The sequence below is a fragment of the Stenotrophomonas genospecies 3 genome (assembly GCF_054473855.1).
In genome coordinates this window covers 86,800-110,143 of sequence record NZ_JBTMUR010000011.1, presented here as the reverse complement: position 1 = coordinate 110,143, position 23,344 = coordinate 86,800, and the positions used below count along the sequence as shown (strand labels likewise).

The 23,344-nt window shown below is 64.1% G+C and carries 18 protein-coding genes; 5 read left to right on the top strand and 13 right to left on the bottom strand.

Features of this window, described 5'->3' with window-relative positions:
• Positions 1-20 precede the first annotated feature (20 nt).
• Complete coding sequence (locus tag ACX9OT_RS15710; protein ID WP_012478985.1) at positions 21-701, top strand: hypothetical protein; 681 nt, start codon at positions 21-23, stop codon at positions 699-701.
• 91 nt (positions 702-792) lie between these two features.
• Here the strand turns inward: ACX9OT_RS15710 and ACX9OT_RS15705 are convergent, their stop codons facing one another.
• Both ACX9OT_RS15705 and ACX9OT_RS15700 read right to left on the bottom strand, forming a co-directional pair.
• On the bottom strand, positions 793-966 hold the full coding sequence (locus ACX9OT_RS15705; protein ID WP_005412082.1) for a hypothetical protein: 174 nt from the start codon (positions 964-966) through the stop codon (positions 793-795).
• Between the two features lie 9 nt (positions 967-975).
• Positions 976-1,788: an alpha/beta fold hydrolase gene (locus tag ACX9OT_RS15700; protein ID WP_149909031.1), complete on the bottom strand. Its 813-nt coding sequence runs from the start codon at positions 1,786-1,788 to the stop codon at positions 976-978.
• Between the two features lie 221 nt (positions 1,789-2,009).
• Between ACX9OT_RS15700 and ACX9OT_RS15695 the strand changes: the two genes are divergently transcribed.
• Complete coding sequence (locus tag ACX9OT_RS15695; protein ID WP_149909032.1) at positions 2,010-2,489, top strand: nuclear transport factor 2 family protein; 480 nt, start codon at positions 2,010-2,012, stop codon at positions 2,487-2,489.
• A gap of 76 nt (positions 2,490-2,565) precedes the next feature.
• On the top strand, positions 2,566-2,982 hold the full coding sequence (locus ACX9OT_RS15690; RefSeq protein ID WP_010484171.1) for an XVIPCD domain-containing protein: 417 nt from the start codon (positions 2,566-2,568) through the stop codon (positions 2,980-2,982).
• A gap of 62 nt (positions 2,983-3,044) precedes the next feature.
• Here ACX9OT_RS15690 and ACX9OT_RS15685 read toward each other — a convergent pair whose 3' ends face one another.
• The 4 genes from ACX9OT_RS15685 to ACX9OT_RS15670 all read right to left on the bottom strand — a co-directional run bounded on the left by ACX9OT_RS15685 (position 3,045) and on the right by ACX9OT_RS15670 (position 7,107).
• Positions 3,045-4,115, bottom strand: coding sequence for an XVIPCD domain-containing protein (locus tag ACX9OT_RS15685; protein ID WP_188348083.1), 1,071 nt, complete (start codon positions 4,113-4,115; stop codon positions 3,045-3,047).
• Positions 4,116-4,150: 35 nt separating this feature from the next.
• On the bottom strand, positions 4,151-4,726 hold the full coding sequence (locus ACX9OT_RS15680) for a hypothetical protein (RefSeq protein ID WP_149909033.1): 576 nt from the start codon (positions 4,724-4,726) through the stop codon (positions 4,151-4,153).
• Positions 4,727-4,869: 143 nt separating this feature from the next.
• The gene (locus ACX9OT_RS15675) at positions 4,870-6,015 is read right to left on the bottom strand and encodes a YncE family protein (protein ID WP_149909034.1); all 1,146 of its coding nucleotides are present in this window, start codon (positions 6,013-6,015) and stop codon (positions 4,870-4,872) included.
• Between the two features lie 165 nt (positions 6,016-6,180).
• Complete coding sequence (locus ACX9OT_RS15670) at positions 6,181-7,107, bottom strand: XVIPCD domain-containing protein (RefSeq protein WP_149909035.1); 927 nt, start codon at positions 7,105-7,107, stop codon at positions 6,181-6,183.
• A 549-nt stretch (positions 7,108-7,656) separates the two neighbouring features.
• Here ACX9OT_RS15670 and ACX9OT_RS15665 point away from each other — a divergent pair.
• Together ACX9OT_RS15665 and ACX9OT_RS15660 are read left to right on the top strand one after the other, a co-directional pair.
• Complete coding sequence (locus ACX9OT_RS15665) at positions 7,657-8,157, top strand: hypothetical protein (protein WP_149909036.1); 501 nt, start codon at positions 7,657-7,659, stop codon at positions 8,155-8,157.
• Between the two features lie 10 nt (positions 8,158-8,167).
• The gene (locus ACX9OT_RS15660; protein WP_459002821.1) at positions 8,168-11,992 is read left to right on the top strand and encodes an XVIPCD domain-containing protein; all 3,825 of its coding nucleotides are present in this window, start codon (positions 8,168-8,170) and stop codon (positions 11,990-11,992) included.
• A 135-nt stretch (positions 11,993-12,127) separates the two neighbouring features.
• Here ACX9OT_RS15660 and ACX9OT_RS15655 read toward each other — a convergent pair whose 3' ends face one another.
• The 7 genes from ACX9OT_RS15655 to ACX9OT_RS15625 all read right to left on the bottom strand — a co-directional run bounded on the left by ACX9OT_RS15655 (position 12,128) and on the right by ACX9OT_RS15625 (position 23,321).
• A complete protein-coding gene (locus ACX9OT_RS15655; RefSeq protein WP_188348085.1) occupies positions 12,128-14,773 on the bottom strand; it encodes a DEAD/DEAH box helicase in 2,646 nt (881 codons plus the stop codon).
• Positions 14,770-16,809, bottom strand: coding sequence for a hypothetical protein (locus tag ACX9OT_RS15650; protein ID WP_149909038.1), 2,040 nt, complete (start codon positions 16,807-16,809; stop codon positions 14,770-14,772). The genes ACX9OT_RS15655 and ACX9OT_RS15650 overlap by 4 nt, the downstream gene beginning before the upstream one ends.
• Complete coding sequence (locus ACX9OT_RS15645) at positions 16,806-18,122, bottom strand: hypothetical protein (RefSeq protein ID WP_149909039.1); 1,317 nt, start codon at positions 18,120-18,122, stop codon at positions 16,806-16,808. The genes ACX9OT_RS15650 and ACX9OT_RS15645 overlap by 4 nt, the downstream gene beginning before the upstream one ends.
• A 36-nt stretch (positions 18,123-18,158) precedes the next feature.
• Complete coding sequence (locus ACX9OT_RS15640) at positions 18,159-19,226, bottom strand: helix-turn-helix transcriptional regulator (protein ID WP_121504756.1); 1,068 nt, start codon at positions 19,224-19,226, stop codon at positions 18,159-18,161.
• 458 nt (positions 19,227-19,684) lie between these two features.
• Positions 19,685-20,332 (bottom strand): OmpA/MotB family protein, encoded by a 648-nt coding sequence (locus ACX9OT_RS15635; protein ID WP_149909040.1) that lies wholly within the window; start codon positions 20,330-20,332, stop codon positions 19,685-19,687.
• Complete coding sequence (locus tag ACX9OT_RS15630) at positions 20,329-22,038, bottom strand: hypothetical protein (RefSeq protein WP_149909041.1); 1,710 nt, start codon at positions 22,036-22,038, stop codon at positions 20,329-20,331. Before ACX9OT_RS15630 ends, ACX9OT_RS15635 begins: the two co-directional genes overlap by 4 nt.
• Entirely contained in the window at positions 22,038-23,321 is a 1,284-nt protein-coding gene (locus tag ACX9OT_RS15625) for a hypothetical protein (RefSeq protein ID WP_149909042.1), read from the bottom strand. Before ACX9OT_RS15625 ends, ACX9OT_RS15630 begins: the two co-directional genes overlap by 1 nt.
• Between the last annotated feature and the right edge of the window lie 23 nt (positions 23,322-23,344).

The following is a 23,344-nucleotide window of genomic DNA, read 5'->3' as shown; positions in this document are numbered from 1 at the left end:
CGCATGTAGAGGTGTTGTGGATGGTCACGCTGTATCTGTGGGTGCGAACGCTGCTTCCGCTGCTGGCGTTCGTGATCGCGTGGATGCTGCTGTCGCGCCTGATCAAGGCCCGCGTGGCGCGCCTTCCACGGGTGCCCTTGAACCTGCCCGAGCACAGCAGCAGCCCGCGCAGGAAGGACCGGCGCATCTACGCGCGCAAGCTGCGGCGCAGACCGGGCCTGCGCACCGCAACGCGCCCGGCCACCGCGCCGCGCAGCTGGAACCTCGCGGCGGTGTTCGTTTCGTTCTCCGCGTTGATTGCCGCCGTGCTGGTCATGCCGGATGGCGCGCGCTTCCAGGTGCTGGTCGAGAGCCTTACGGGCTACCCGGCCACGATTGCTGAAGTACATGTTCCCGCTGCCGGGCAGCCCCTCGTGCTGCAGGCGTGGCAGCCCGCACTGGCGCAGCTGTCACGGCCGGTAACAATGCGCTACCCGATCGGGCGCACCGGCGGCCAGCATGACGCGCACGCCACGCTACCGGTACAGGTGAGGCATCAGAGTGATCGGCTGCAGGTGGCTACGGCCGCGCCGGTGGATTCCGAGCTGCTGCGTGCAGAGCTTGCGCGTTTGGCGGGGCTGCCGACGGAGGCAATCACCGTCCGCCAGAGCGAGATCTCACCATGGCTGGAACCCGGCTGGACGCCGCTGGACGGCATGTAGATGCGGGGCCAGGCCAGGCTGCTGTTGCAGTAGATCCACGCCATGCGTGGATGGGCACCGTGCGGGGTCGAGCACGGCTCGACTCTACAGATCAGGACCCGCGCGGCAGCTTCGCGGCCCACATGTTGTCCACCAGATTCGGATAACGCCGCCCATTCTCTTCCGCCCGCTGCCGCGCAGCCTCTTTCTGTGCAGGCGACAGCGGCTGCGAGGTCTGGCCCTTGGGGTTGGGCTTCTTCCACGGGGGTGTCTTGGTCTGGCGCATGGCCGCAGCTTACCGCTTCAGGAAGTTCAGCAGCGCCAGATTGAAGCGGTCCGCATGGCTGGTATTGCACCCATGTGGTGCGCCTTCCAGGATCACCACTTCGCTGCCCGGAATGGCCCGGTGCGTGCGCTGGCCCGAACCTTCAAACGGCACGATGGCATCGCTGTCACCGTGCAGGACCAGGGTTGGCACCGTGATCTTCTTCAGATCGTCGCGGAAGTCGGTAGTGGCAAACGCCTGCATGCAACCCAGCGCCGCCGTCTGGTCGGATTGATGGCAAAGCGCGATTGCGGCCTGGCGCTCATCCTCGGTCACCATCAGCTTGCCATCGGCGCTGAAGAAATCGCGGGTGAAGCCATCGAAGAAGGCTTCGCGGTCCTTCTCCAGACCGCTGCGCATTTCATCGGCCTTCTCCTGGGTGAGCGGACCTTCCGGATTGTCCTCGCCGCGCAGCAGATACGGCGGCACCGCTGCTGCAAACACCACGCTGTGCAGGCGCTCCTGCCCGTGATTGGCCACATACCGCGCAACCTCACCGCCGCCCATCGAGAAACCGACCAGGGTCACGTCGCGCAGGTCACGTTCCTCGATCACCCCGGCCAGATCCGCCGCCAGCGTGTTGTAGTCGTAGCCCTCGGCGGGCTTGTCGGAACGGCCGAAGCCGCGCCGGTCGTAGCTGATCACCCGGTGTTGGGCGTCGCGGAGGATCGACACCTGCGTCTTCCATGCATCGGCGGAAAGTGGCCAACCGTGAATCAGAATGACCGGGCGGCCGTCGCCACCAGTGTCTTCAACGTGCAGGCGGACGCGGGAAGCAGGCATGGGAGCTCCTGTGGGAGGGGAGGATTTCAGGCTATGGGCCGGCCCCTATCGCGACCGTGATGGAATCGCCGGCCGCCATGACACCGCCTGCACAGGGCACGCCACCCGGCCAATCCATGGATGCGGGCATTCACTCCCTGGAAATCCCGTTTCGTCGCAGGGCGGCTGCGGCCCTCGGAGCACCGTGCGAGCCTGCATGAATCCCGCCCTGGAGCCTCGCCATGCTGCTGCTCACCCTGCCCCTGCTGGCCGCCAGCCTCGCCGCCGCACCCGCGCCCTCCGATGACCTGCGCGAGCAGATCCACCAGGCCGACGCGCAGCTGTTCGCCGCCGCGTTCGACGACTGCGATGCCAACAAGGCCGCGGCGATGACCACTGAAGACATGGAGTTCTTCCATGACAAGGCGGGCAAGTCCGCCAGCAAGCGCGACGACTTCCGCCGCAGCGTGGCCGCCCTGTGCGAGAGCACCCGCGCCAACCGCACCCATCTGCGCCGCGAGCTGGTGGAAAGCTCGCTGCAGGTGTTTCCGCTGCACGACGATCGCGCCCTGGAGATCGGCGACCACCGCTTCCACGAGCGCGATGCAAACGGCATCGAGCACTGGACCGGCCAGGCCCGCTTCATCCAGGTCTGGCGCCGCGTGGACGGGCGCTGGCTGGCCGAGCGGGTGATCAGCTACGACCATCGGCCGGCGGACTGATCGCCGCGATGCGGTGGTTCACGGGCCGGTTCTATACTGCCCAGGTCCATCACGACCTACCGCTGCAGATCGCCCCATGGCAGAGATCACCCCCAACCATCCCGAGTACGGCCTCAACCAGCAGATCCGCCAGGGCGTGGCCGCCCTGGACGCGCAGCATGGCCGTCCGTTCGACCAGACCAGCGAGCGCCTGACCGCCAGCCTGACCGTGCTGGCCCGCGAGCAGGGCCTGCAGCAGGTCGACCACGTGCTGGTCAGCAACGCCACGGCCAACCAGCCGGCGGGACACAACATCTTCGTGGTACAGGGCGACCCGGCCAATCCGGCGCACCTGCGGGCGATGATGCCGACCGCAGTGGCGGCGCAGACGCCGGTGGAGCAGTCGATGCAGAAGCTCGGCATTGCCCCGCAGCAGCCGGCCATGGGGCAGCTGCCCGAACAGCAGGCCCGTGAGCAGGAACAACAGCAGAACCCAGCACACCGCCTGGGCTGAGCCGCCTCCAGCGTTACCAGCGGCCCACCGCGAGAACGTCGGCTCGCCGTACGCTTCCCGCCCTAGGCCATGCGCGGCCCGGACTGCTCCTGCACCTGGCGCTGCTGCAGCTCATCCTGCGTACGCGCCTGCCCAGACTGCGACAGCTGCTCAGCGCGCTCGAAGGAGATTTCTGCCGGTGTCTGCGCGGCCACCGCCGTTGGCATGCTGGCCCGCAACTGTGCCGGGTCGTTGCGCTCCCCCTGGACGATGAAGATGCTCTGCGCCACATCGGCCTGCGCGGTGCGATCGCTCAACAGCACATGGTCGACCTGGATCAGGCCATTGGCCTTGGCCAGCGCGTACAGGCTGGCACTGATGTTCTCGCTGGTGGCATCGAAGGCACGGCCCCGCTCTGCATCGAGCCGGGCCACGCCCTGGTGGATCTGCGAGAGCAGCGGGTCGTTGCTGTGCCGGGCCAGAAGATCACCGCTTCGTTCGCCCATGCCCTCGGCATCACTCAGCATGTGTTGCTTGAGACTGCGCTCCGGCAGGGGATTGGTTTTCCTCTGGTTGAGCTCGCTGTCCGGAAACGGCGGATCAATGCTATCCACACCGTGGATGTTGCGCAGCGGTCGGAATGCATCCTTGCCCGCCCCCTTGATGTCAAGAGGAATGCGAACATCCGGAAGAAGCTGGCCGGCGGGACCACCCAACGCGTTCACGTCGATGCTGCCTTTCCGCTGGATGCCCGCGTGATTCAGCGCTTCCCAAGTGAAGTCCACGCAGTTGTGGCGAACATCCTGATAGTGCTTGCTGAAACCGAATTTCTCCGGGTCCGAGCCGAACTGCTGGAGCTTCCTGTACTGATCTTCGCTGATCTCGAGGGTACGGGTGTAGCGCGGGTCTCTATAGACCGTTGCGTCATCCTCCATGATGGCGCCAGGACCATTCATGCTTCCGTGCTCCTTGGGAGCAAATCCATAGCTCTTCGCAGGCACGCCGGGTGCATGCAGGACGTAGAACATATGTCCTGGGGCGGACGTCTGCGGAACACCCTCAGCGTCGACGGCCTGCTTGTGCGTCCTGGGGTCGATCAGCGGTGTGCCAGGTGCAGCAATAACGATCTCTACGGTATAGCGCTGCTTGTCCATAAGGTGATTCTTTCGTTCCTTCCAATGGTAAGTGATTACTTGCCTGGCGGCCGGGCTGCGTGTACCCGCAACTGAGCCGAGTAATGCTGCAGTTCCGGCGAAGCCTGCGCAGTGCGAACCTGTACGCGATAGCGGGTATCAAGCTCCAGTGGCAGAGCAACCAGGCTCAGCGTGTATTGGCCGTCACTGCCCATGTGCGGCGACGTATACCGCCATTCGCTGGATGCATGCCATTCCGGAAGCTGTTCACCTGCATTGAGCACCCCGGCCTGATAGCTGTCGTAGGTGGGAACATCCTTCCAGGCATCAGTGCCCCATTGCTGCAGGGTCACCTCGAACGGGAACCTTGATGTGCCCACGTCAGGCTCGTCCGGCCTTCGTGTCCCTTGGCGCTGCAACTCCAGCTCCAGCGCATACGTGCGACCCGGCTTGAAGTTGCGGGCATTCGTCTCGAACTCGAACCGCACCGCCTGGCCGGGCTCGGCAACGATGATTGGCTTGACCAGATCCAGTGGCTCCGGCGCATCCGGTACGCGGCTGCTGCAGGCGCCGAGTGCGCCCGCCAGCGTGAAGACCAGGCCGGCGCGCAGCCAGCGGTGGATACCCAGCATGATTCAGATCCTTTGGCTCCCTGCCATGAGGTTCAACCCTAGCCGCCGGCTGCTGGCGCCGCAACCGGCCAATGAAAAAGGCAGGGTCTTCACCCTGCCTTCTTCACGCGGCTCGCCGCCGGGCGTGCCCCGGCGTCACCCCATTACAGCTGAATCCGCGCCACGCTCTCGTCAGCGCCCTTGTCATCCTTCTCGCCGTTCTTGATGCTCACGAACAACACGTTGTTCTTCGCATCCAGCGCCAGGCTGTTCGGGTGGGTCGGCACGGTGTAGGTCGCCACCTTCTGGTAGCTGTCACTGTTGTAGGCCGTCACCGTGCCCGCCTCGCGATTGGTCACGTACAGGCGCTTGCGCGGTGCATCCAGCAGGATGCCCAGCGGGCCGGCGTCGGTCGGGATGCTGGCCAGTTCCTTGCCGGTGCTGCGGTCGAGCACCAGCACGCGCTGGCCCGGATGCTTGCTGACCAGGCCGCTGCTCTTGGCCTGGTAGCCACGCAGGAATTCCGAGCCCTGGTCGGTCACGAACAGGCGCGTGCCGGCCGGGTCCAGCGCGATGTTCATCGGCTGCTCGGCGGCGATCCTGTGCTGCGCCACCACCTTGTTCGAATCGGTACCCACCACCACCAGGTCGGCCAGCAGGTTGCTGGTGTAGACGCGCTTGTTGGCCGTATCCAGTGCGAGGCCCGGTGCCTTGGCATTGCCCAGGCCATCAATGGTGTTGATCACCTTCAGCGTGGTGGTATCGATCACGAACAGCACGCTGCTCACGTCCGGCTGGCTGCTGTGGCCGGTCACGTACAGGCGGTTGGCCGCGCTGTCGACCACCAGCTCGCGCAGGTCGTGGGTGTAGGCGGCCTTGCCATCCTTGCCGGTCTTCTTCTCCATCAACTGGATGGTGCCGACGGCCTTGTTCTGCGCGGTGTCGACCACGGTCACCGACAGGTCCACGGTGTTGCCCACGTACAGGCGGTCGTGGGCGTCATCCAGCACCACGCCGAACGCCTTGCGCTCCAGCGGGATGCGGGTTTCCACAGCCAGCGTGGACGGGTTCAGGCGCAGCACCTGGGCCGGGCCGGCGTCATCGCCGAAACCGCCGGAGGAGGCCACGAACACGGCGTTCTGCTTCGGGCTGTAGGCCAGCTCGTACAGGCCCTTGGCCACGGCCTGGCGCTGTACGGCGGCGGTGGCGCTGGCGGCGGGTGCGTTGTCGGCGAATGCGAAGGGCACGCCGAGGCTGAGCGAAACGGCAACGGCCAGGGCGGCCGAGCGGAAGAGAGGATTACGGAACATGCGAGCGTCCTTGAATGGGCACGGGAGGGTGTCCTGGCTCGCTGGGCCGTACTGCGACGGCCCGACCTGCATCTGTCTGCGCGGGTGGGCTGGCTGGGGTTGCGGGGGAATGGTAGCAGGTGGGGGGCGTGACGTGCGCCGGCGCGCGTATGGCAGACGCGCGGCTTACTGCTCCTTCAACCGCAGCGAATCGGCCACATCCGTCTTGGCCGCCACTTCAGTGGCGATGCTGGCGCGGCGGTGCCCCGGGTCATTGCGATCGCCCTGCACGATGAAGATGCTCTCGGCGGCATGGCTGCTTTGGGTCGGCTGGCTGAGCAGCACGTGGTCCACGCGCGAGAGATTGTTCTGCTTGGCCAGCACCAGCAGGCTCGCGCTGATGCGCTGGCTGGCCGCATCGAACGGGCGGCCGTGCGCGGCATCCAGTTCGGCCACTTTCTGGATCAGCTGCGAGAACAGACGATGGTCTGGATGCGAGGGATCCAGCAGCGTGCCGGCCACTTCGATCGGCGTCGGTGGCGGCTCATCGCTGGCGCGGTCACCCTGGCGATGGTGCTCGGCCTCGCGCTCGGGCATCGCGTGATGGGTTTCGGCATTCAGGTCGCTGCCCGGGAACGGCGCGGCAATGCACTGGATTTCCGGCAGATTGAACAGCACCGCGAACTCGCCCAGGTTGCTGCCGCCATCCAGCGGTGCCGGCAGCGGATGCAGGCCCGCGTAATGCAGCGCTGCCCATACGAAATCGCTGCAACGGTTGATGGTGGCCGGGCGATCCACATCGAATTCGAACTCGGCCGGTTCCTCGGCGAAATCACGCAGGCAGCCGTAGTGCTCCTCGGAGATTTCCAGGGTGCGGCTGTAGTACGGGTCCAGATGTTCGTCGGCATCATCGTGGCGCACCTGCGCGTACTGCACGCCGGTGGGGGTTTCGCCCGGCGCCTGGCGCGGTGGTGCGAAGCCATAGCTGTGGGCCTCGTCGCCTGCTGCCACCTGCAGGTACATGTGGCCGCGCGGCGAAATGCCCCCGCTCTTCAGTGGGGTGCCGGGGGCGGCTAGGTACAGCGTTGCGGTGTAGCGTGTTGCCTGCTCCATGCCTGTTCAGCCTTGATGGGTGCTGCGGTCCTGCCCGGATGATGGCATAGGTGGGATGGGCGGTAGGTGGAGGACAAAGTTGGGGCCACGACTGGCATGCTGAATGTGTGAACCAGCGTGCATTCCGGCGGTGCCCATGTATCGTTGTATGGAGTAAGGCGGGAGTGGGCCGTATAGTTGGCGCATGTGAAGCAATGGATTTGCTCATGGACCTCATCGTGAGGCTGCCGACACTGTTGCCCTTGTATGAACGATTACGCGGGCCGTGCTTTCAGGCTCGGCCCGCTGTCGCGATTGGCTCGAAACCAACCATCAGCCAAGCAGACGCGCAAGGCCCACGCCCTCGCCTCCAGCAGCGATCCGACATGCTGCGGGCTTTTGAATCCCGCGATGTATCTCTCGTTGGCAAGGTCATCGACCCGATGTCGCACAGCATCAAACGCGACTGGGCTTTTCTGGCTACGGATGCCCTCCCTATTCTTGCGGACGCCGACCGACCCACTCAATCGGTCACTAGCAGCGGCCGCCCCACTAAACGCAGGAACTAAGATGCCCTTCCAATTCCAGGCCAAGCCTTACTCCTCGCTCGATCCGATCAGTGAAACGGAGATCCCTCGCCCAAGAATTGGACCGACTGTTCTGGCAGACGGTCGGCACGGGACCGAGTATCAGTTCGCCATCTATCGCGGAGATTCGCGCGTAGGCGGAGTCGGCTTCGACGGGTGGGATGAAACCACGCAGGACGAAGGATGCCCTTTCCACTGCTTCGTCTTTGACCTCAGGCATGCTCAGGTCATCCACGCCATGCTGGCATACAAGCAGACGCTTGGTAGCGGCGATGACGACTTCACCTATCTCAAAGGGCTCGCGCAAGGGTTCGTACTTTCATTCGCAGGCCGAACTGACAGCGATGAACCCCTACGCTATCTCGCGGTGACCAGTCCGCAGGCACTGATGGAATCGCAGATTCCGGCACCCGCAGACGTCGTCACGTTGGCCGACGGCTCCATCGTGCTGGCCAGCGTTGAAGTCCCGGCATTCGGCGCCTGAGGTCTATGCCATGAGCAAATTCATCTTCGATGATTTTGTGAAGACCACACTCGGCGGCGCAACCCAGGCCGGGAGTGGAGAAGCCCTGACTGCACAGCAGATTTCCGATGTCATCACCTATCTGAAATCACCGGGATCGGGCCCTACCACCAGCGTCAGCTTCGAACAGTATGTAACCGGCAACATGCAGGCTCACCCTCCGCGACTTCCGGATGGGATGGATTACCTCGCGTTCTCGGGCAAGGACGCCGCAAAAATCTCCAACTACACCAATGCAGAGGTGTATTCGAAGGATATCAACGGGAAGTCGGGAATAATTGGCGATACCCCATGGGGAAAGTTCGTCGATCAGCTAGCCAAGAACCCAGCTCACATCCCCGATCTCCAGTCGATGGAAGCTGGCCTCAGAAACGTGATGGAGTCAAAGGGGATCGTTCCCTTCGACAAGAACTATGTGGGTGCGCTCCAAGACATAATGTGGAACGCCGGCAGCCCAAAGTTCTTCGAGAACGCCATTGCTACGGGCAAGCCACTGATCGCTTTCGTGGATGGGGCGCCTCCCGATCGCGGTTTCAGTAGGTTCGAACTAGCCACCGCCCTCGATCACCCCACTGTCCGCATCAACGGCTACCCCATAAGCGCCTTCGGCCCAGAGCCGCTGGCCTTCGCAAGCCAGTCAGCCGCCGAGTACCAGGCACTTGAGCGCAGCCTCGCGCAGCATGCCACCACCAACAGCGCGCATCCCGTCGACGTCGCGCAGGTGCGCCTGCATCTCAAGCCCATCGATGGCTATGACGCTGTCAGCAAGACGCTCTTCGAACGACCGCTGCACGATTACAGCGCGTTGAACCTGAGCGAGATGTCGACCACGCGCGCGAACTGGGTCGCCGCGCATGCCAACCTGGGCACAGGGCCGCGCCTGTTCGCTGACTTGCCCGAACCACCATCGCACGCGCCCCTGCAGCCAGGGGCTCCACGCGGCCCTCCCCATGCGGCGACGGTTGCCGAAGCAGTGGCCGACGTTGCACCGCATAGCATGCACGCCGGAATCAACCCTGCCATCAAGGCTGCCGGCGTTGCGGGTGTCGCCCTGCTTGCGCACGACTTCGCGACCTCCGGGCACAAGTGGATTGAGCTGAACTCGCAGGGCAATGCCGCAGGCGCAGATTCCACCGCTGCACACTTCGTCGGCCGCAACGTCGGCGGTGCACTGGGCGGCTTTCTTGGCGGCGCCGGTGTCGGTCTTGCTTCGGGCTCGTGGACAGGCCCCGGCGCCATTGCAACGGGTATCGGTGGCGGCGTCCTGGGAGCCTATCTCGGCGAACGCTGGGCCGAGCAGAAAGACGTCGAACGCGTCTACTCCCAGGTCGATCCGATGGGGCGCACCTGGACACGCGACCCGGCCGATCCCAATGGGCGATGGCTACGAGCCGGCGAACAGCAGCAGGTCCAGAGCAGCGACCTCGGCACCGGCGTGGAAGTCCGCCCGGTGCAGACGGCACAGGGGGACGACGTCACCTTCCGCACCAGCTACGTTGCCACCGGCACCTTGGAGCGCCAGTTGAACTGGCAGGCGGCTCGGGCCTCTTATGAGTTGGGCCTGTCGAACCCGCCACCACCACAGAATCCCTACCGGCTGAACGCCAATGGCTTGGCCGAGCCGGCACGAGGCGCCTTCGAGACCGATCGCGCCTTTGTACGCGATGCCAGCTCGGGACAATGGGAACTTGAAATCAAGGAAATGGTGGATGGCCGAGTGCCCAACAGCCGCCACCTGCCCGTCTCGGCGGAGCAGGCGCAGGCGCTGGATGAACAGTCGCGCGCACTCATCGCCCAGAACGCGTCAAACACCAAAGCCGCGATGGCTGCGCGCTACATGGTTGCTCACGAGCAAGGACGTTGGAGCGACTTCGGCGACGCCAACAATCCATCCATTCCCCGTGCCGTTCAGGACGCGCAAGCCAGCGCCGACACGTTGAAGGCGAGTGATGGCAATGCCTATACACGGCAGGCGGACGGCCAATGGGTCAGCAAGGGTGTGATCTTTGACAGCGCCGCCAACCGGAACCTGAGCGACGAGCTGGAGATCACCTGGCAAAGCCAGAATGACGGTATCGCCGGGCTGCACGACATCGCCAGGCAGCTCAAGGACACCGCACAGGTTGCACACGAAGGTATTCGCGGCCAGGTGGATGCGCTCTACGCGCGCCATGGCATCGAGCGCACCGAGCAGCAGCTTGCAGCTACAGCCGTCGCGGTGGAGCAGACGCTGAATCTGCAGGGCAGAACAGGCGACGTGGTGCTTGAACTGATGCCAGATCCCCGCACCCACGCGCCCAGCGCAGAAAGTGCCATCGCCACGTTCGGTGACGCCGGCGGAAACCGGATGGTGCTCACCGGCACCACCACCATTGAGGACATTACGCGGGCTCAGTCGCAGCTTCGGCCTGAGGCTTCACTGGCTGCCCAAGGCGCTGCGCCTGCAGATCAGGCGACGACACCCGACGTGCCCGAGCTACGCATTGCTGCGTTGACTGCAAAGGAGCAGGACGCACACCGGCAAGCGCTGCAGGAGGCCAATCGTCAAGGCAGTGCGGCGGTGGATGCGCAGCAGGCAGCGTCTGCGGCCGTGCTGGAGGCGCGAGGGGTGCAGATCGACCCGGTTGAGGCACTGAAGGGCGACACTGACCTGCAACGAGGTGCGGCAGCCAGTGCTGTCGTTGAACCCGCTCGCGAGCCCACTCCGGCGCCCGCTCCTGTCATCGCCGCGCCCTCGGCGTCGATTGTTGAGCCAGAGCGCACGCGTCCCTCCCGTGAGAGTGAGCAGCCAGTAGAGAGTCGCCCTGAACGACAAGCCGATTCGGCGCAGCGTGCAGAGGATGCCGCTCGGCAGGACGTTCGGAAGGAGGAGCCGACACCGACTGCACCAGCAGTGGGCCCTCAAAGTGCCTCGCAGCATGAACCGACCGCAGAGCGGGCCTATGAGCAGGGGAATGCCTCGGTCGTAAGTACTGCGGGCAGTGCAGGCTCAACCCAGCCAGTTCACATGCAGGAGCGCAGGGCTGAGGGTCCCGCGCATCAGGGCGGTGCTGAGCCGCAGAAGCTTGCGGATGCACTGCCGGTGCAGCCTGCCGTCGCTACAGCTCAAGACAAAGCAGAGCAGCCACTGCCGCAACCTTCTGAGAGCGAGCAGGCCCCAAGGACCGCCCAGGAAGTCCCGTTGGATCTCCCAGTTCCGCCACTACCGGCCCAGGACAATCCAGAGCTGGAACCTGCAGGCCCCAGAACGGCTGACGTTGGCGGAGACGCTACCCGTCAGGCAGCGCCGCCATCTTCCCCTTCAGATGAGGAGCGCGACCTCCCTGAGCATGTAGCGCCGCCGTCGGCCGCTCTGACGGAAAGAAATCCAATGCAGCCCGGCCATCCCGATCATCCGCTCTATCAGCAGATCCGCGAGGGCGTAGCGGAGCTGGGTGCCCAGCACGGCCGAAGCTTCGATGCCACGAGCGAGAGGATGACGGCAAGCTTGCTGGTTCTGGCCAAGGACAATGGTCTGTCCCACGTTGATCATGTGCTCGTAAGCAACGCCACGGCGACGCATCCTGCCGGCCATACCCTCTTCGTGGTGCAGGGTGAGGCGAACGACCCCGCCCATCTGCGCGCTTCCATGCCAACGGCAGAGGCCGCGCAGACGCCGGTGGAGGAGTCACTGCTGCAGTTCGATTCGGTCAGCAGGGAGGCGCAGCAGCGCGCATTGGCCAATCAGCAGGAGCAGCAACTGCAGGATGAGCGAGCACAGCTGGACATCCAGGTGCGCGCGGCAAGCGCGGGGTGAGTGCCGGTATAGATGCTCTTGTTGGCCGAATCCAGCGCCACGCCGAAGGTCTTGCGCTCCAAAGATGTACGGGTTCTCGACATTGGCAGCACGAGAAAGTGGGGCGCGCCGCCATGGCACGCCCCCCCCCACAAACTACCTGCGTCGCCGGGTTGGAGAGAAGCATGGCGCGGCCGCTGCAACACGTTCGCGCAACTGTGCACCGAGTACATCTTCAGGGTCGCACTCCGGCAGAATCTCGCCATGCAACTGTGATCGCAGCGTCTGCCAGCGATACTGGAGCACTCTCCACTGCCGCTCGTCATAGGTGCCTTCAAACACCACCGGACGCACCTGGATGCGCGGCATCGAATCGGTACCCTCGGGACGTTCAATCGCTCTTTCCAGCAACTGCTGCCACAGGCTGCCCATCCGATCCACCCGTCCGATCTGCTGCTCCACCACGGCCGGGTTCCATTCCAGATGCAGCAATACCACGGTGCGGCACGCCAGATGCAGGTTGAGCCCCTCACGCCCCACCTGCGACTGGGCGATCAACACCTTGGGATTCGCATTGGCGCGATTGAACGCCAGCTGCAGCAAACGGCGGGTGCCCGGTGCAGTGTCGCCATTCAGTTGGCGCGCGAACCCGCCTTGCCGATACGAGTAATCCTCCCTGAACCGCTCAAGTGTTTCGCTCCACGTGTTCTCGCCGCGGCATGCATCGTCAACGCTGCCTTCAGCATCATCGGTCAACGGATCCAGGTTGGCAGCCGCCTGCATAAGCTCAACGAACGCAGTGGCCAGCTGCACTGGTGTCGGGTCTTCGGCCTCACCCTCCAGATGATCGGCCAAAGCACGCGCCACCACCGCCATTGCGCCGACTGCGGATGAGGCATCACTGCCGGGTTGGTGCTCATCCTCGAGCATCTGCAACGGCACGGTAAAGCGCGCCCCAAGCAGCGGATCCAGCGAAGTGAAGCCTTCCTTCAGTTTGCGCAGCAAGCCTGTACGGAAGCGCTGCCGGCTGTTCTCGAGCTCACGGTAGCCAGACTGCAGCTTCTGTTCGACCGCCTCCAGGTCGGCCTCGCGGTGGAAAAGCTGCCGATGCGCCACCTGCAATGCCACACGGTCCTCGTGACTATGGAGGCCACTCTGCGGCCACACCTTTCCTTCGTCCAGAGCACGCAGCATCGCCCGTGCGTTGAGCAGGTGTTGAAGGGCGTTCATCGGCGCACGGTAGTGGCCGAACACGAGCACCTTCTCATTCACGGCAACGCTCTCGATGGCGTCCACCGCTGCAAGCAATGCGGGGTGGGTATAGGGCGCCCCACTCCCCGGCGCGGCTTCGCGCACGGCACGTTGCATGGCCCTGTGCCACCACTGGGTACGAGCCATTCGCTTGCTGGATGCCACTACATCATCCAGCGCCGTCTCATCATCCAACGCCGAAGAACTGATCTCCGGCTGCAGAGAGGCTTCCTCCTTTACCGCGTCGATCAACCCACTGATGCCGTGGCCATTGCCCACAGTCAGACGGTGCCGCTTGGCGCGGTTGTCCAGCACTCGCGTTGAGGTGAACGACAGCGCCTCAGCTGCACACACCGCACGCATCCAGGGCTCGGATGTCGTGGCCGGATCCATCCTCACCTTGATTGGACGGACTTCGCGATAGTCCTGCCCCGCCGGCGTTGCGTGCTTTGAGAACCGCTGAACCGTAGGGTCCTCGCGCTTGTCCCGGCGCAGCAGATAGGGATCCAGTGCATCGCGGTAAGCCGCCGCTGCTGCCAGGTAGGCTTGCTCGTACTCCGCATTCAGTGGTGAACGGCGCAGATCAACCACACTGGCCACGTACTTCTTGATGACATCCACGGGCGGCTTGGCAACACCGATACGGTGCAGGCTCTGCTCCCACTGCGATGCGTCCAGCTCAACCGGCGTTGCGCTCATCGCAAGGCAGCGTGCAGAACCGCTGCGCAGTAGAACATCGTCCAGTAGCGTAGAAAGCAGGCTCTCCTCGTTCCGGCTCTTGTGCGCCTCATCAATGATCACAAGGTCGAAGGCTCCAAGCCCCAACCCCGTCACCTGATCCACGGCACGACGCAGCACGCTTCTAGCGGCGTGGTTTTCACCGTTGGCAGCTTCGCTCCATGCTGGCAGCTCTTCGTGGATGTCATGCAGCAGCGTCCCCGAGGGCGACGCAGAGCCGGCCATCGACAGATTTTCGATGATCGCCCCTGCTGCACGGGACACGCAATCCATCAGATCCTGCTCAAATTCCCCGTAGCCGTTCGGCCACCGCTTGCCAAGTACTTCCTTGCGATAGCGCGCGAGGGTTGCCGGCAGCAGACTCCAGCGATAGTGAGCCAGCTTCCCCGGTGCCCATCGATTGAAACTGTGCGATACCAGTACCAGCTTCTCCTGCAGCCAGGGCCGCTCAGTGCCAGCCCCGTCCCAGGCCTGCAGAAACTGCCAGTAGCTGCGCAGCAGGGCCGGAGGTTGCTGGCCCACCAGCGCGAACTCGCGCCGCCATTGCTCGTCCAGGCCCGGAGGAGCAACGACGACCACTCGTCCGCCCGCAGCAATCACGCAATGGGCCAGTGCTACTGCGATGCGTGTCTTGCCCATACCGACCTCGTCGGCAAGGATCGCGCCGTTGTTCCGAAGACGTGTGCACAGGGCACGCAGGGATTCCCGCTGACCTTCAATCAGTCCCAGCCGCCTTCCCACATCCGACCTGCCATCGCCGAGCAGCACTTCGGCCTGCGCGGCAACCTCTTCCCAGCTGATCATCTGCTTCATTCCAGGCCCTCCAGCGATGCCAACCCCGCGGTTCCCCATGTGTCCGAGATCACCTGCAGGGCAGCCTCATAACGTTGCCCATGTTCGCTGTGCATGTCTTCAGCAAAGGCGGGGCGGAAAGGTTCTGCATGCAACGGCGAGAGCGGATCCAGCCCCAGGGCGACGAACTTCGCCACTGCGGGACTATGCCGGGTCTGGCACAGGGTCTGCTGCAGTCGCTGGCACCAACGCGGCCAGTCAGTCACTGGCACTCGTACCTGGCGGTCGGCAATGCGCTCCAGCAACCCCATCATCTGGCGGATGGCGGTCTCATCGCCCACCGCAGCATCGGACACAGGACGCGGGGACCTGCCGTTCGTCATCGGATCACGCGGAAGTGGATCTCCCAAACCTTCCTCTTCTTCGTCTCCTTCAGGATCAGGCATGCCCGGGAAGGCCAGCAGCTGGCTTTCCGCATGATCCAGATCCAGATCGCTCAGAGGGGTTGCGGCGACACGCCCATCTGCATCCACCACGGGAATCACCGCCTCGCGGACGACACCACTCCCGGCCCAGCGCACACGCACCATGCGCGGCACCCCACCTGGCCATGCAAAGCCTCCATCCACGCACCTGCAGGGAACACATGCGTCGTCCAGCACCTCGAACGGCGTATCCAGATCGTCATCCTGATGCGGCAGCAGCAGAAGTCCGTCTGCCGCCCTCCATTGGAGGAAGGCCACCGGTGCGGCGTAGTACTCGCTGGCCGGTGGCTGCCATGCCTCTCCGGCCGACACCCCTGGTGCGCCTGGCACCAGCAGGTCACCGGCGATGGGCAGCGCATCCTGCAGGTCCAATGCCAGCTTCGCGCGCGACCGTGCACCCCAACTGGCCTTTGTCTCGAACAGCAGCATCCCGGCTTCAGCGTTGCCGCCCTCGGGCGACATCGGCAGCATCATGCCGGCCGGCGTCAGATTGCCTGAGCCCAGGTACACCCACACATGGGCCCAGTTGGAGCCGTTGCGCTCCGCCCGCGCCGCCACCATGAACTTGGCGTGCAGCGCTCGCCCCCTGTAGGCATCTCCGATGACGTCGGCCACCTTTGCGGCATGCACGTGGATGGGATGTTCGGGATGCCGCGCGAGCTCGGCAATCGAATGCGCGATGGCCTGGCAGGCGGTGGGGTTTACGTGAAGTTCCAGCGCTGCGCGTTTATCCAGCAGCCCTCGTAACTTGAGCTTCTTTACGATCTGCAGTGGCACGCTGGCACACGGCGGCGCGCCGCTTTTGCCAGGCAGCCCTGGCGATTCGAAGAATCCCGATCCCATCGCCAATCGTGTGGCCTTTGGCTTGTCGTGCCTCTCAACCACATTGAGCACACCCCCAATCAGGCTGCGCGAGCGGTTATGGACGAAGCGGGCCCTACGCTCGCGCAAGGCCGGCTGGTACCTGGAGCAGACAGCAAGCCAGGCGGCAAGGTTGGCTGCAGCTGCACCAGCCCCCATTGGTGCCGGTGCTTCCAGCAGACGGGTATCGTGCAGGCCAATCAGCCATTTCAGCCAATCGCGGGCGGCGATGATGTCCACGCATTCCTGGGACAAGGCATCACCCAGCGTCGCACTGTCCACCTCGACCTGGCAGGAAAGGTCCAGGCTGTCTTCCACGGTCTGGCGCGTCCAGTTGCCGGTGGATACCACCAGCCGCACGCACCACTTTTCAGGTTCGCTCTGGTGGCGGAATCCCAGCAGGGCCACCTTCGCGTGCAGAAGACGGAATGGAATGGGGCTCCGGCTCTCGTTCCTCAGCGGCAGATGTGCCAGCCCGGGTACGGCCGTCGGCAGCAGTGCGGGCTGGCGTGGGTCCAGCATGAGCGCCAGGCGCACTTCTCCAATGGCCTCGCGCTGCGACTTGCTCTGGCCGGTGAAGCGATACGCGGCCTCGTTGAGGAAACTGGCGTCGGCAGAGAACCCGCAGATCCAGCCGAACTCGCCGGTATGGTCGGCAGGAGCCTCGAAGTGCTTCAACAAGGAAGGACGAGGTGTAGCATTACCACTCATGCTGTCGCCTCCGAGGCGGCGTTGCGGGTCGTGATCGCCTCGTCCAGTTCGCCGGCAAGATCCAGATACAGCAGGTGCAGGTTCTCCACGCGATAGGAGATGCCCGCCGGAAGCGGCAGGCCATTGCGCCCCGTCTCGGCAATTTCCTCATCTGCGCCCTGCTCACCTTTCTCCACCACAGGTGGACGGCCGCTATAGGCCGGTCCCGGGCGCGCGCAGTCGTCAACCAGGCACAGCACCTGATCATCACGTCGCAACAGCGCGCGCAACACGTCGGCCTCTGTACCCACGCACTCACTACAGAATCGGTTGGCGTCCTCGTCGAAGTGGTTGAGCGCCAGGAAGCTCTGCGCGTGCACGGCCAATGCCTGCAATGCCTGACGCACGGCGAGTGGCAGTGTCCCATCCACCTGCAGGAAACGGCGCTGCCGCGCGTCAAGTTCGACTTCGACACTGTCCAGCACCGCCATTGCGGCATTGCGGACGTCGACAAGCTTCGTACCCGCGCGCAGGTCGTGCCAGTGCGCGGCATCCAGCTGAGCCGGTCCCTGCACGTCGTCCAACGACGCGATGCTGCCCGGCTCGGCGTGCAGGCAAGCCATCCAGTCCCATGCGGCTTTCCGCCGCTGGCATTGTTGTTCCGTGAGGGTCGCTCCCTTCAGGAGCGCGTGCCGCAACCAGTGCCGGGCATCCTCATCCAATCCTTCCAAGGGATTCAGCGCCGCAACGACGCCGGCACTCTTCCAGCGGAGTGGGCTGCCCATGACCCAGTAGCACAGGTGGTCGACCAGGCTGTTCTTGCCCACCGAAAGGTGGCCAATGCTGGACCTGAGGAATACATCCGCCTCTTCGCTGCACTCAAACGCGTTGAACCGAACGCTGGGAGCCAACGCCAGGCCGAGCGAAGGCAGTGCCTGCGCGGTGGACATGCGCATCGGCTGCGATACGTAATAGCTGGACCGGGATGCCTGCTTGAACGAGGGCGCCGTTGTATCACGGGAAAGCTTCTGGCGGCCACGCATCCGCCAGTCCGGGCGCCATCCGTTGTGATGGTAGCCGATGGTACAGGCCACCGCCTCGATGGCATTGGCGACCTCGATATGCGACTGCCGGATGTTCCACGTCCTGAGCCGCTTGGCCACTGCCATTGCCAAAGCGGCATACAGCGCCTGACGCCCATACCAGAGTCCGCCCAGGCCCGGAACCGCCAGTTCGTTGAAACGGCGCACCGCCCTGCCCAGCCCGAGGGTGCGGGTGCGCCGGTTGCTGGGTACCCGGTCCGGGCCGAGCAACCCCCAATCACTTCCTGCCATCATTCTTCCTTTCATGAACCCAGTGAATTGATCGCACTACGCAATGTTGTTGGACGAACGCGCCGCTGGCAGCGCCGTATCTGCATACGTAGCAGCCAGCAACTGCACATCAGCCTGCATCTCCGCCCGCAGCGACGCGGGCTCCAGCACCTCCACCTGGCTGCCAAAGCCACGCAGCCACCAGCGCAGCGGCTGGTCCAGCGATACCGTCGCCACCACCTCCACCTGTGCTCCATCAGCCAGCTCGTGCAGGGCCTGGTCTGCAGACAACGGCGTTTCGCGAAGATGCTCTGCTGCGGCGCTCGTAAAGCGGGCCATCAACCGCACTGTGCCCTGGTCTTCGTAGCGCCCCGCCCTATCGGCGTACACGGCGAAGTCGAAATCCTGCGGCACTACGCAGGCGGCAGCCTGCACCTGAGTTTCCGAAAGACGGTGCAGCGCCAGCTGGCGGATGTCCTGATAGCCATCGAAGGTGCAGGCCAGGTAGTGCACCTGTCCACGAATGATCAGACCCAGCGGATGGATCAACGCGCGGCGCCCCTCGCGTGCTCCCTTGGAACGGTAGATCGCTGATAGCTGGCGACGCAGTGCCAACGCCTCATGCACATCATCCAGCACGTCGGCGTCCAGTTCAGGGGCCAGAAGGGTCTTCACCGAGGGCTGCACTGCGGTGCGCTGATGCCAATCCTTCCAGACACCTGCCGCCAATTCCCTGCGTGCCATCTGGAACAGAGGCTGCAGTTCACGCTGTGTTGCAGCGGGAAGCAGCGTTTTCAGGTGTTGCTGCGCCAGAAGCAGGGCCATGCCTTGCGGTACGCTCAGGCGCGGCATGAAGTCGAAGTTGGCGTCCTTGTGCCAGCTCCAGAGGAACGGACGCGCGGTTTCGTCCACCTCCAGCGGGAACGTCCCCAGCAGATTCTGCAGGTCGCGCTCGATGGTGCGCTTGCCTGCCCTGATACCACGCTGCGCCAGCCCCTCGCACAGCTCTCCCGCAGTGATGTGGCGCGGAGCGCGCGGGATCATGCGCAGCATGTGCCATTGCCGCTGCAGGGTATCGGTACTGTTGCGTGACACGCGGTTCTCCTTGTCGATGGCGTGCGTCATAGGATCGTCCGTGCTGCGACGCCGGCTGTCGCAGCCGTGCGCAGAATGGAAGACCACGGAACGACAGCGGGGCACGGATGCCCCAAGGCTGCACGCAATGACCCCACGAGGAAGATCATGTTCAGGATCATCGGAGCAACGGTTGTGTACGGATGGGCGCTGTATGGGCTGGGTCGCTGGCTGAGCGAGCAGTACAACAACGCTGACGAAGAATGAGTGCGGCTGCCATGTGGGGCCGCACGCAGCACTGGACCTACAGCTGCAGCCACTGCAGCTGGAAACGTACGACCCCACCTTGCGGAGACGTGCGCATCAAGGGCTTCAACCATTTCACCCACTGCCCCAACTGCCAGTCGGCACCGGTGGCGTGCCGTCCTGCCTCCACGCTGGACAGCCTGTTTGAGGGGCTGCCCGAAGCCTGGCTGCGGGCAGGCAAGCGCTGAAAGCTGCGACATGGCTCAGCTACGGCTGCCGTCCAGAGTAAAGAACACTTCCACCCTGCGATTGCGCGGGTCGGATGGCGGCACCTCGGCCAATGGTCGCGAGTCGCCATAGCCGGCCACCACGATCCGCCGGGCAGAGGTGGCATCCAGCGTCCCCAGCAGGGTCTTGCGCGCCTCGCGGGCGCGCGCCGCCGAAAGCGTGAAGTTGTCGTCGTAGACGGTGCAGAACCGCGCGAAGTCGGTGACAGGGCGCTTTACCGGTGCATCATCGGTATACCCTTCCACGAAGATCCGCCCTGCGGGGTGGTCGCGCAGGAAGGTTCCCACCTGTGCTTCCACCGCCTGCATGGCCGCACTGGCGGCAGGCGTTACACAGGCACTTCCCTGCGCAAACACACCATCACGCAGGGTAATGCGATGGCTGGCCACGTCTACGCTGATCAAATGCCCTGCCCCCTGTGTACCCAGGGTCCCCTGCACCTGCTGCAGCAGCTCGGCCACCGGGTTGCCAGTGGCGGCATCCAGCGCAGCCAGGTCGCGCTGGTGCTGGGCCTCGGCGAACTGCCGCTGCAGGACGACCACGGCCAGCATCAGCATCACCACCGCCAGCACGCCGGCCATCAGGTCGGAGATGGCCACCCATTCGTTGGGCTTGTCCTTCATCCGGCCAGCTCCGCCTCATCCGCCACCTTGGGTTGGACCAGGCGACGGAGTTCCACATTGAGTGCTTCCAGATTGTCGGCCTGGCGCCTCAGCAGAACATCGGTACCCTGGTGCGCATCTACCACGCGCTTGGCGCCTTGGATCACTACCTCGCGTAGCTGTTGGCCTTCATTGCCATCGCGCTGCATCGCCGCCTGAACCTTGTGCAGAGTCTCACCCACCAGTTCCAGGTTGGCATGCGCGACTTTCAACTGCGCCCCCACTTCCGCCGCGCTTCGGGCCGCGGTTGAAACCGCCTTGAGCCCGGTCTTGATCTTGATGCTGTTGGCCTTGATGTAGTTCGTCGACTTCGCGATGCTCTCCTGAGCCGCATCGGTGACGAGCTTGAGCGACTCGAGCCCCTGCTGCTGCCTGTGCGAAGACGTTTCGATGCTCTTCGAAACCTCTCCCAGGGTCTGCTTTGACTCTTCCGTGAACATAGCGATCGAGCTGCTCAAGCCACTCGCGATCGTCCCCAGATTACCGGCCATGGCGCTGACGCTGTCCCGCAGCGAGGTATCCATGCGCTCAATGGTTCCTCCCAGCTCTTCCTTGATTGTTCCCAGCGTGCTGCGTACGCCGTCGTCGAAGGCTGCGATGACGCCAGACACGTGCTCGGCCGCATCGTTCATGTTGGAAGCTGCGGCCGACATGGTATCGGCGCTGTGCTGGATGGAAACGCTGAACGCCTTCTGCGCGGCAGTGAACTCCATCAGCACCTGCTGGGTATCCAGCGCAATATCGTTGCCCTGCTCCTGCTTGGCGAGCAGCGCTTCCAGTGCCTGTGCAGCCTGCTCGGCCACAGCGCGTTGCGCAGCTTGACCGGCCTGCATGCATTGCTGCAGCTGCGTGAATGCTTCGCCAAGCATCACCGTCAGCTGCTCCGCCGCAACACGGTCAGCCTGCAGCCGCAGGATGCGATCCTGGTCCAATGCCGCGATGAACTGCAGGCCCAGGGCCTGCACGGCCTGCTGCATCATATCGGCCGTACTTTCATGATGCGCCAGGCGCAGGCCGCGATCCTGCTGCAATCGCTGGTCCAGCGAACCATCCATTTGCACGGCGACTTCGGACAGCGCATCCTGCATGCGCTGGCTGCGTTGCTCTTCAAGGTGCTCGCCGGCAAGCCGGGCCCTGTCCATCTCCAGCTTCATGCGGGCGATCACCCACTGCTGCCGCTGGGTCTCCCGCCCCATGCCGGCCAGTACCAGCTTCACCAGCAGGAAACCGAGGATGCCCCAGGTGGAGGTCCTGAACTTGGTGCCCAGGCCCCCCATCATTTCCAGCAGGTTGCCCATGCCGCCATCAAGCGCGTTCTGCGCGTTGGCGTTGCGCAGGATGGAAGAGGCACTATCCAAGGCAATACCCAGGCCCACAAAGGTACCCAGCAGTCCGAAGATCAGGAGCAGGCCCGGCACGATCTCCGCATACTTCTCCGGCTTGGTGGCAACTGCGTCGCACACATCGTTGAACGAACCATGGTCTACATCCAGTCCGGTATTGCCGCGCCCCGCGCCTTCCCAGTTGGCCTTCCAGTTCCCAGGCCGTGCAGTACGCCACACCCCCACAAGGGTCGCCACTGCGGCACCGAGGATGATCGTGAAGAAGGCCAGCTGGAACGGCTCGCTGAAATCCGGCTTGATGAAGTCAACGACGTGCCCCAGCATCAGGCCGCAACCTCAACCAGGCGCTGCACGCGCTCCAGGCATTCATCTTCGAAGATGTTGGCGAAATCGATGATCAGTTCCTGCTGCCTGGGCGTGAACTCGTTCCACTGCTTGCCCTGCTCAGCGCCTTGGATGATGAGCTCACCAACCTGCTGCCCGGCATCGGTCAGGTAGCCCATTCCAGCTGCCTCAAGCTCCTCGGCGGGGCGCTCGAGTACCTGCAGGAAGCCCTCAGCCGCATGCAGGTACTGGGACAGCGCCAGCTTTTCCTCCGCCAAGTCGTCGAATGCCTTCTGCTCAAGCGGTACGGAAAGACGGAGAACATCCAGCTCAGCCTGGTCGGCTTCATCAAGGCGCCCATCTGCCGAGATGGAGAGTTCCGCCTCCAGCCGGCGGAGCTTCACCTGCCTGGCGGGCAGCGTTTCATTCATTTCCTCCCACTGCGCTTCCAGTGCCTGATTACGCATGTGCCAGGCAGGCAGCATTTCCTCGAAGGCGAACGGCAGCAGGCCACGGCCATGTCGTCGCTGCAGCAGGTCGTCCAGCGCCTGCGCATCCTCGCTCGACAGGGAGGGATCTGCATTGAGCAGATCGGACGCCACGCGCACCAGGAAGATGTCGTCCGCATCAATGCGGCTCTCCGCATCCACCGTCGCAAACCGTGCATTCGCTTCCTTCAGCAGCTTCTGCGTAGCGCGCAGGCGCAGGAAGTGGTCGACGTCGACAACCTCGCCGGTCTCCACCAGTGCATTGACCTTGTCCTGTGCAAGCACCAGATCATTGACCATCGCCACCACCGACACCGCGTGGGCCTGCTCACCGCTGAAGCTACCGGCAGCATCGCGGAACTTCTGCTGGTACTGCTCGGCCTGGGCACGCTCCGCGGCATCCAGCTCCACCTTCCCACCCTGCTCCATCGCCACGTTCATTCGCTTGGCGAGCTCGATGGTCCAGCTCACTGCCTTGTCAATCCAGTGCAGCACCGGGGACTTCTCCAGTGCCAACAGTGCATCAACGGCAAGAGCAACGTTCTTGATCAGCGGATGGGAAGCACCGGCCTTGTGCAACAACGCCGTGGCCTGTTTCACGTAAGGGCGCGCGGTCTTCCACAGATCCTTGGCCTTGGCGACGGTCTTCTCGCCGTCCTTGGCTACCAGGGTTACAACCTTGACCGCGGTTTTCTTGACTACTTCCCAGGTCTTCTGTGCGGCACTGGCAACCGTCTGTGCCGCCGTGCTGACGAAGCGTGCGGTTGCCGCAACTGCGTTGGTGAACCATCCCATGGCTGTGTTCCTTTGGTGGTAGA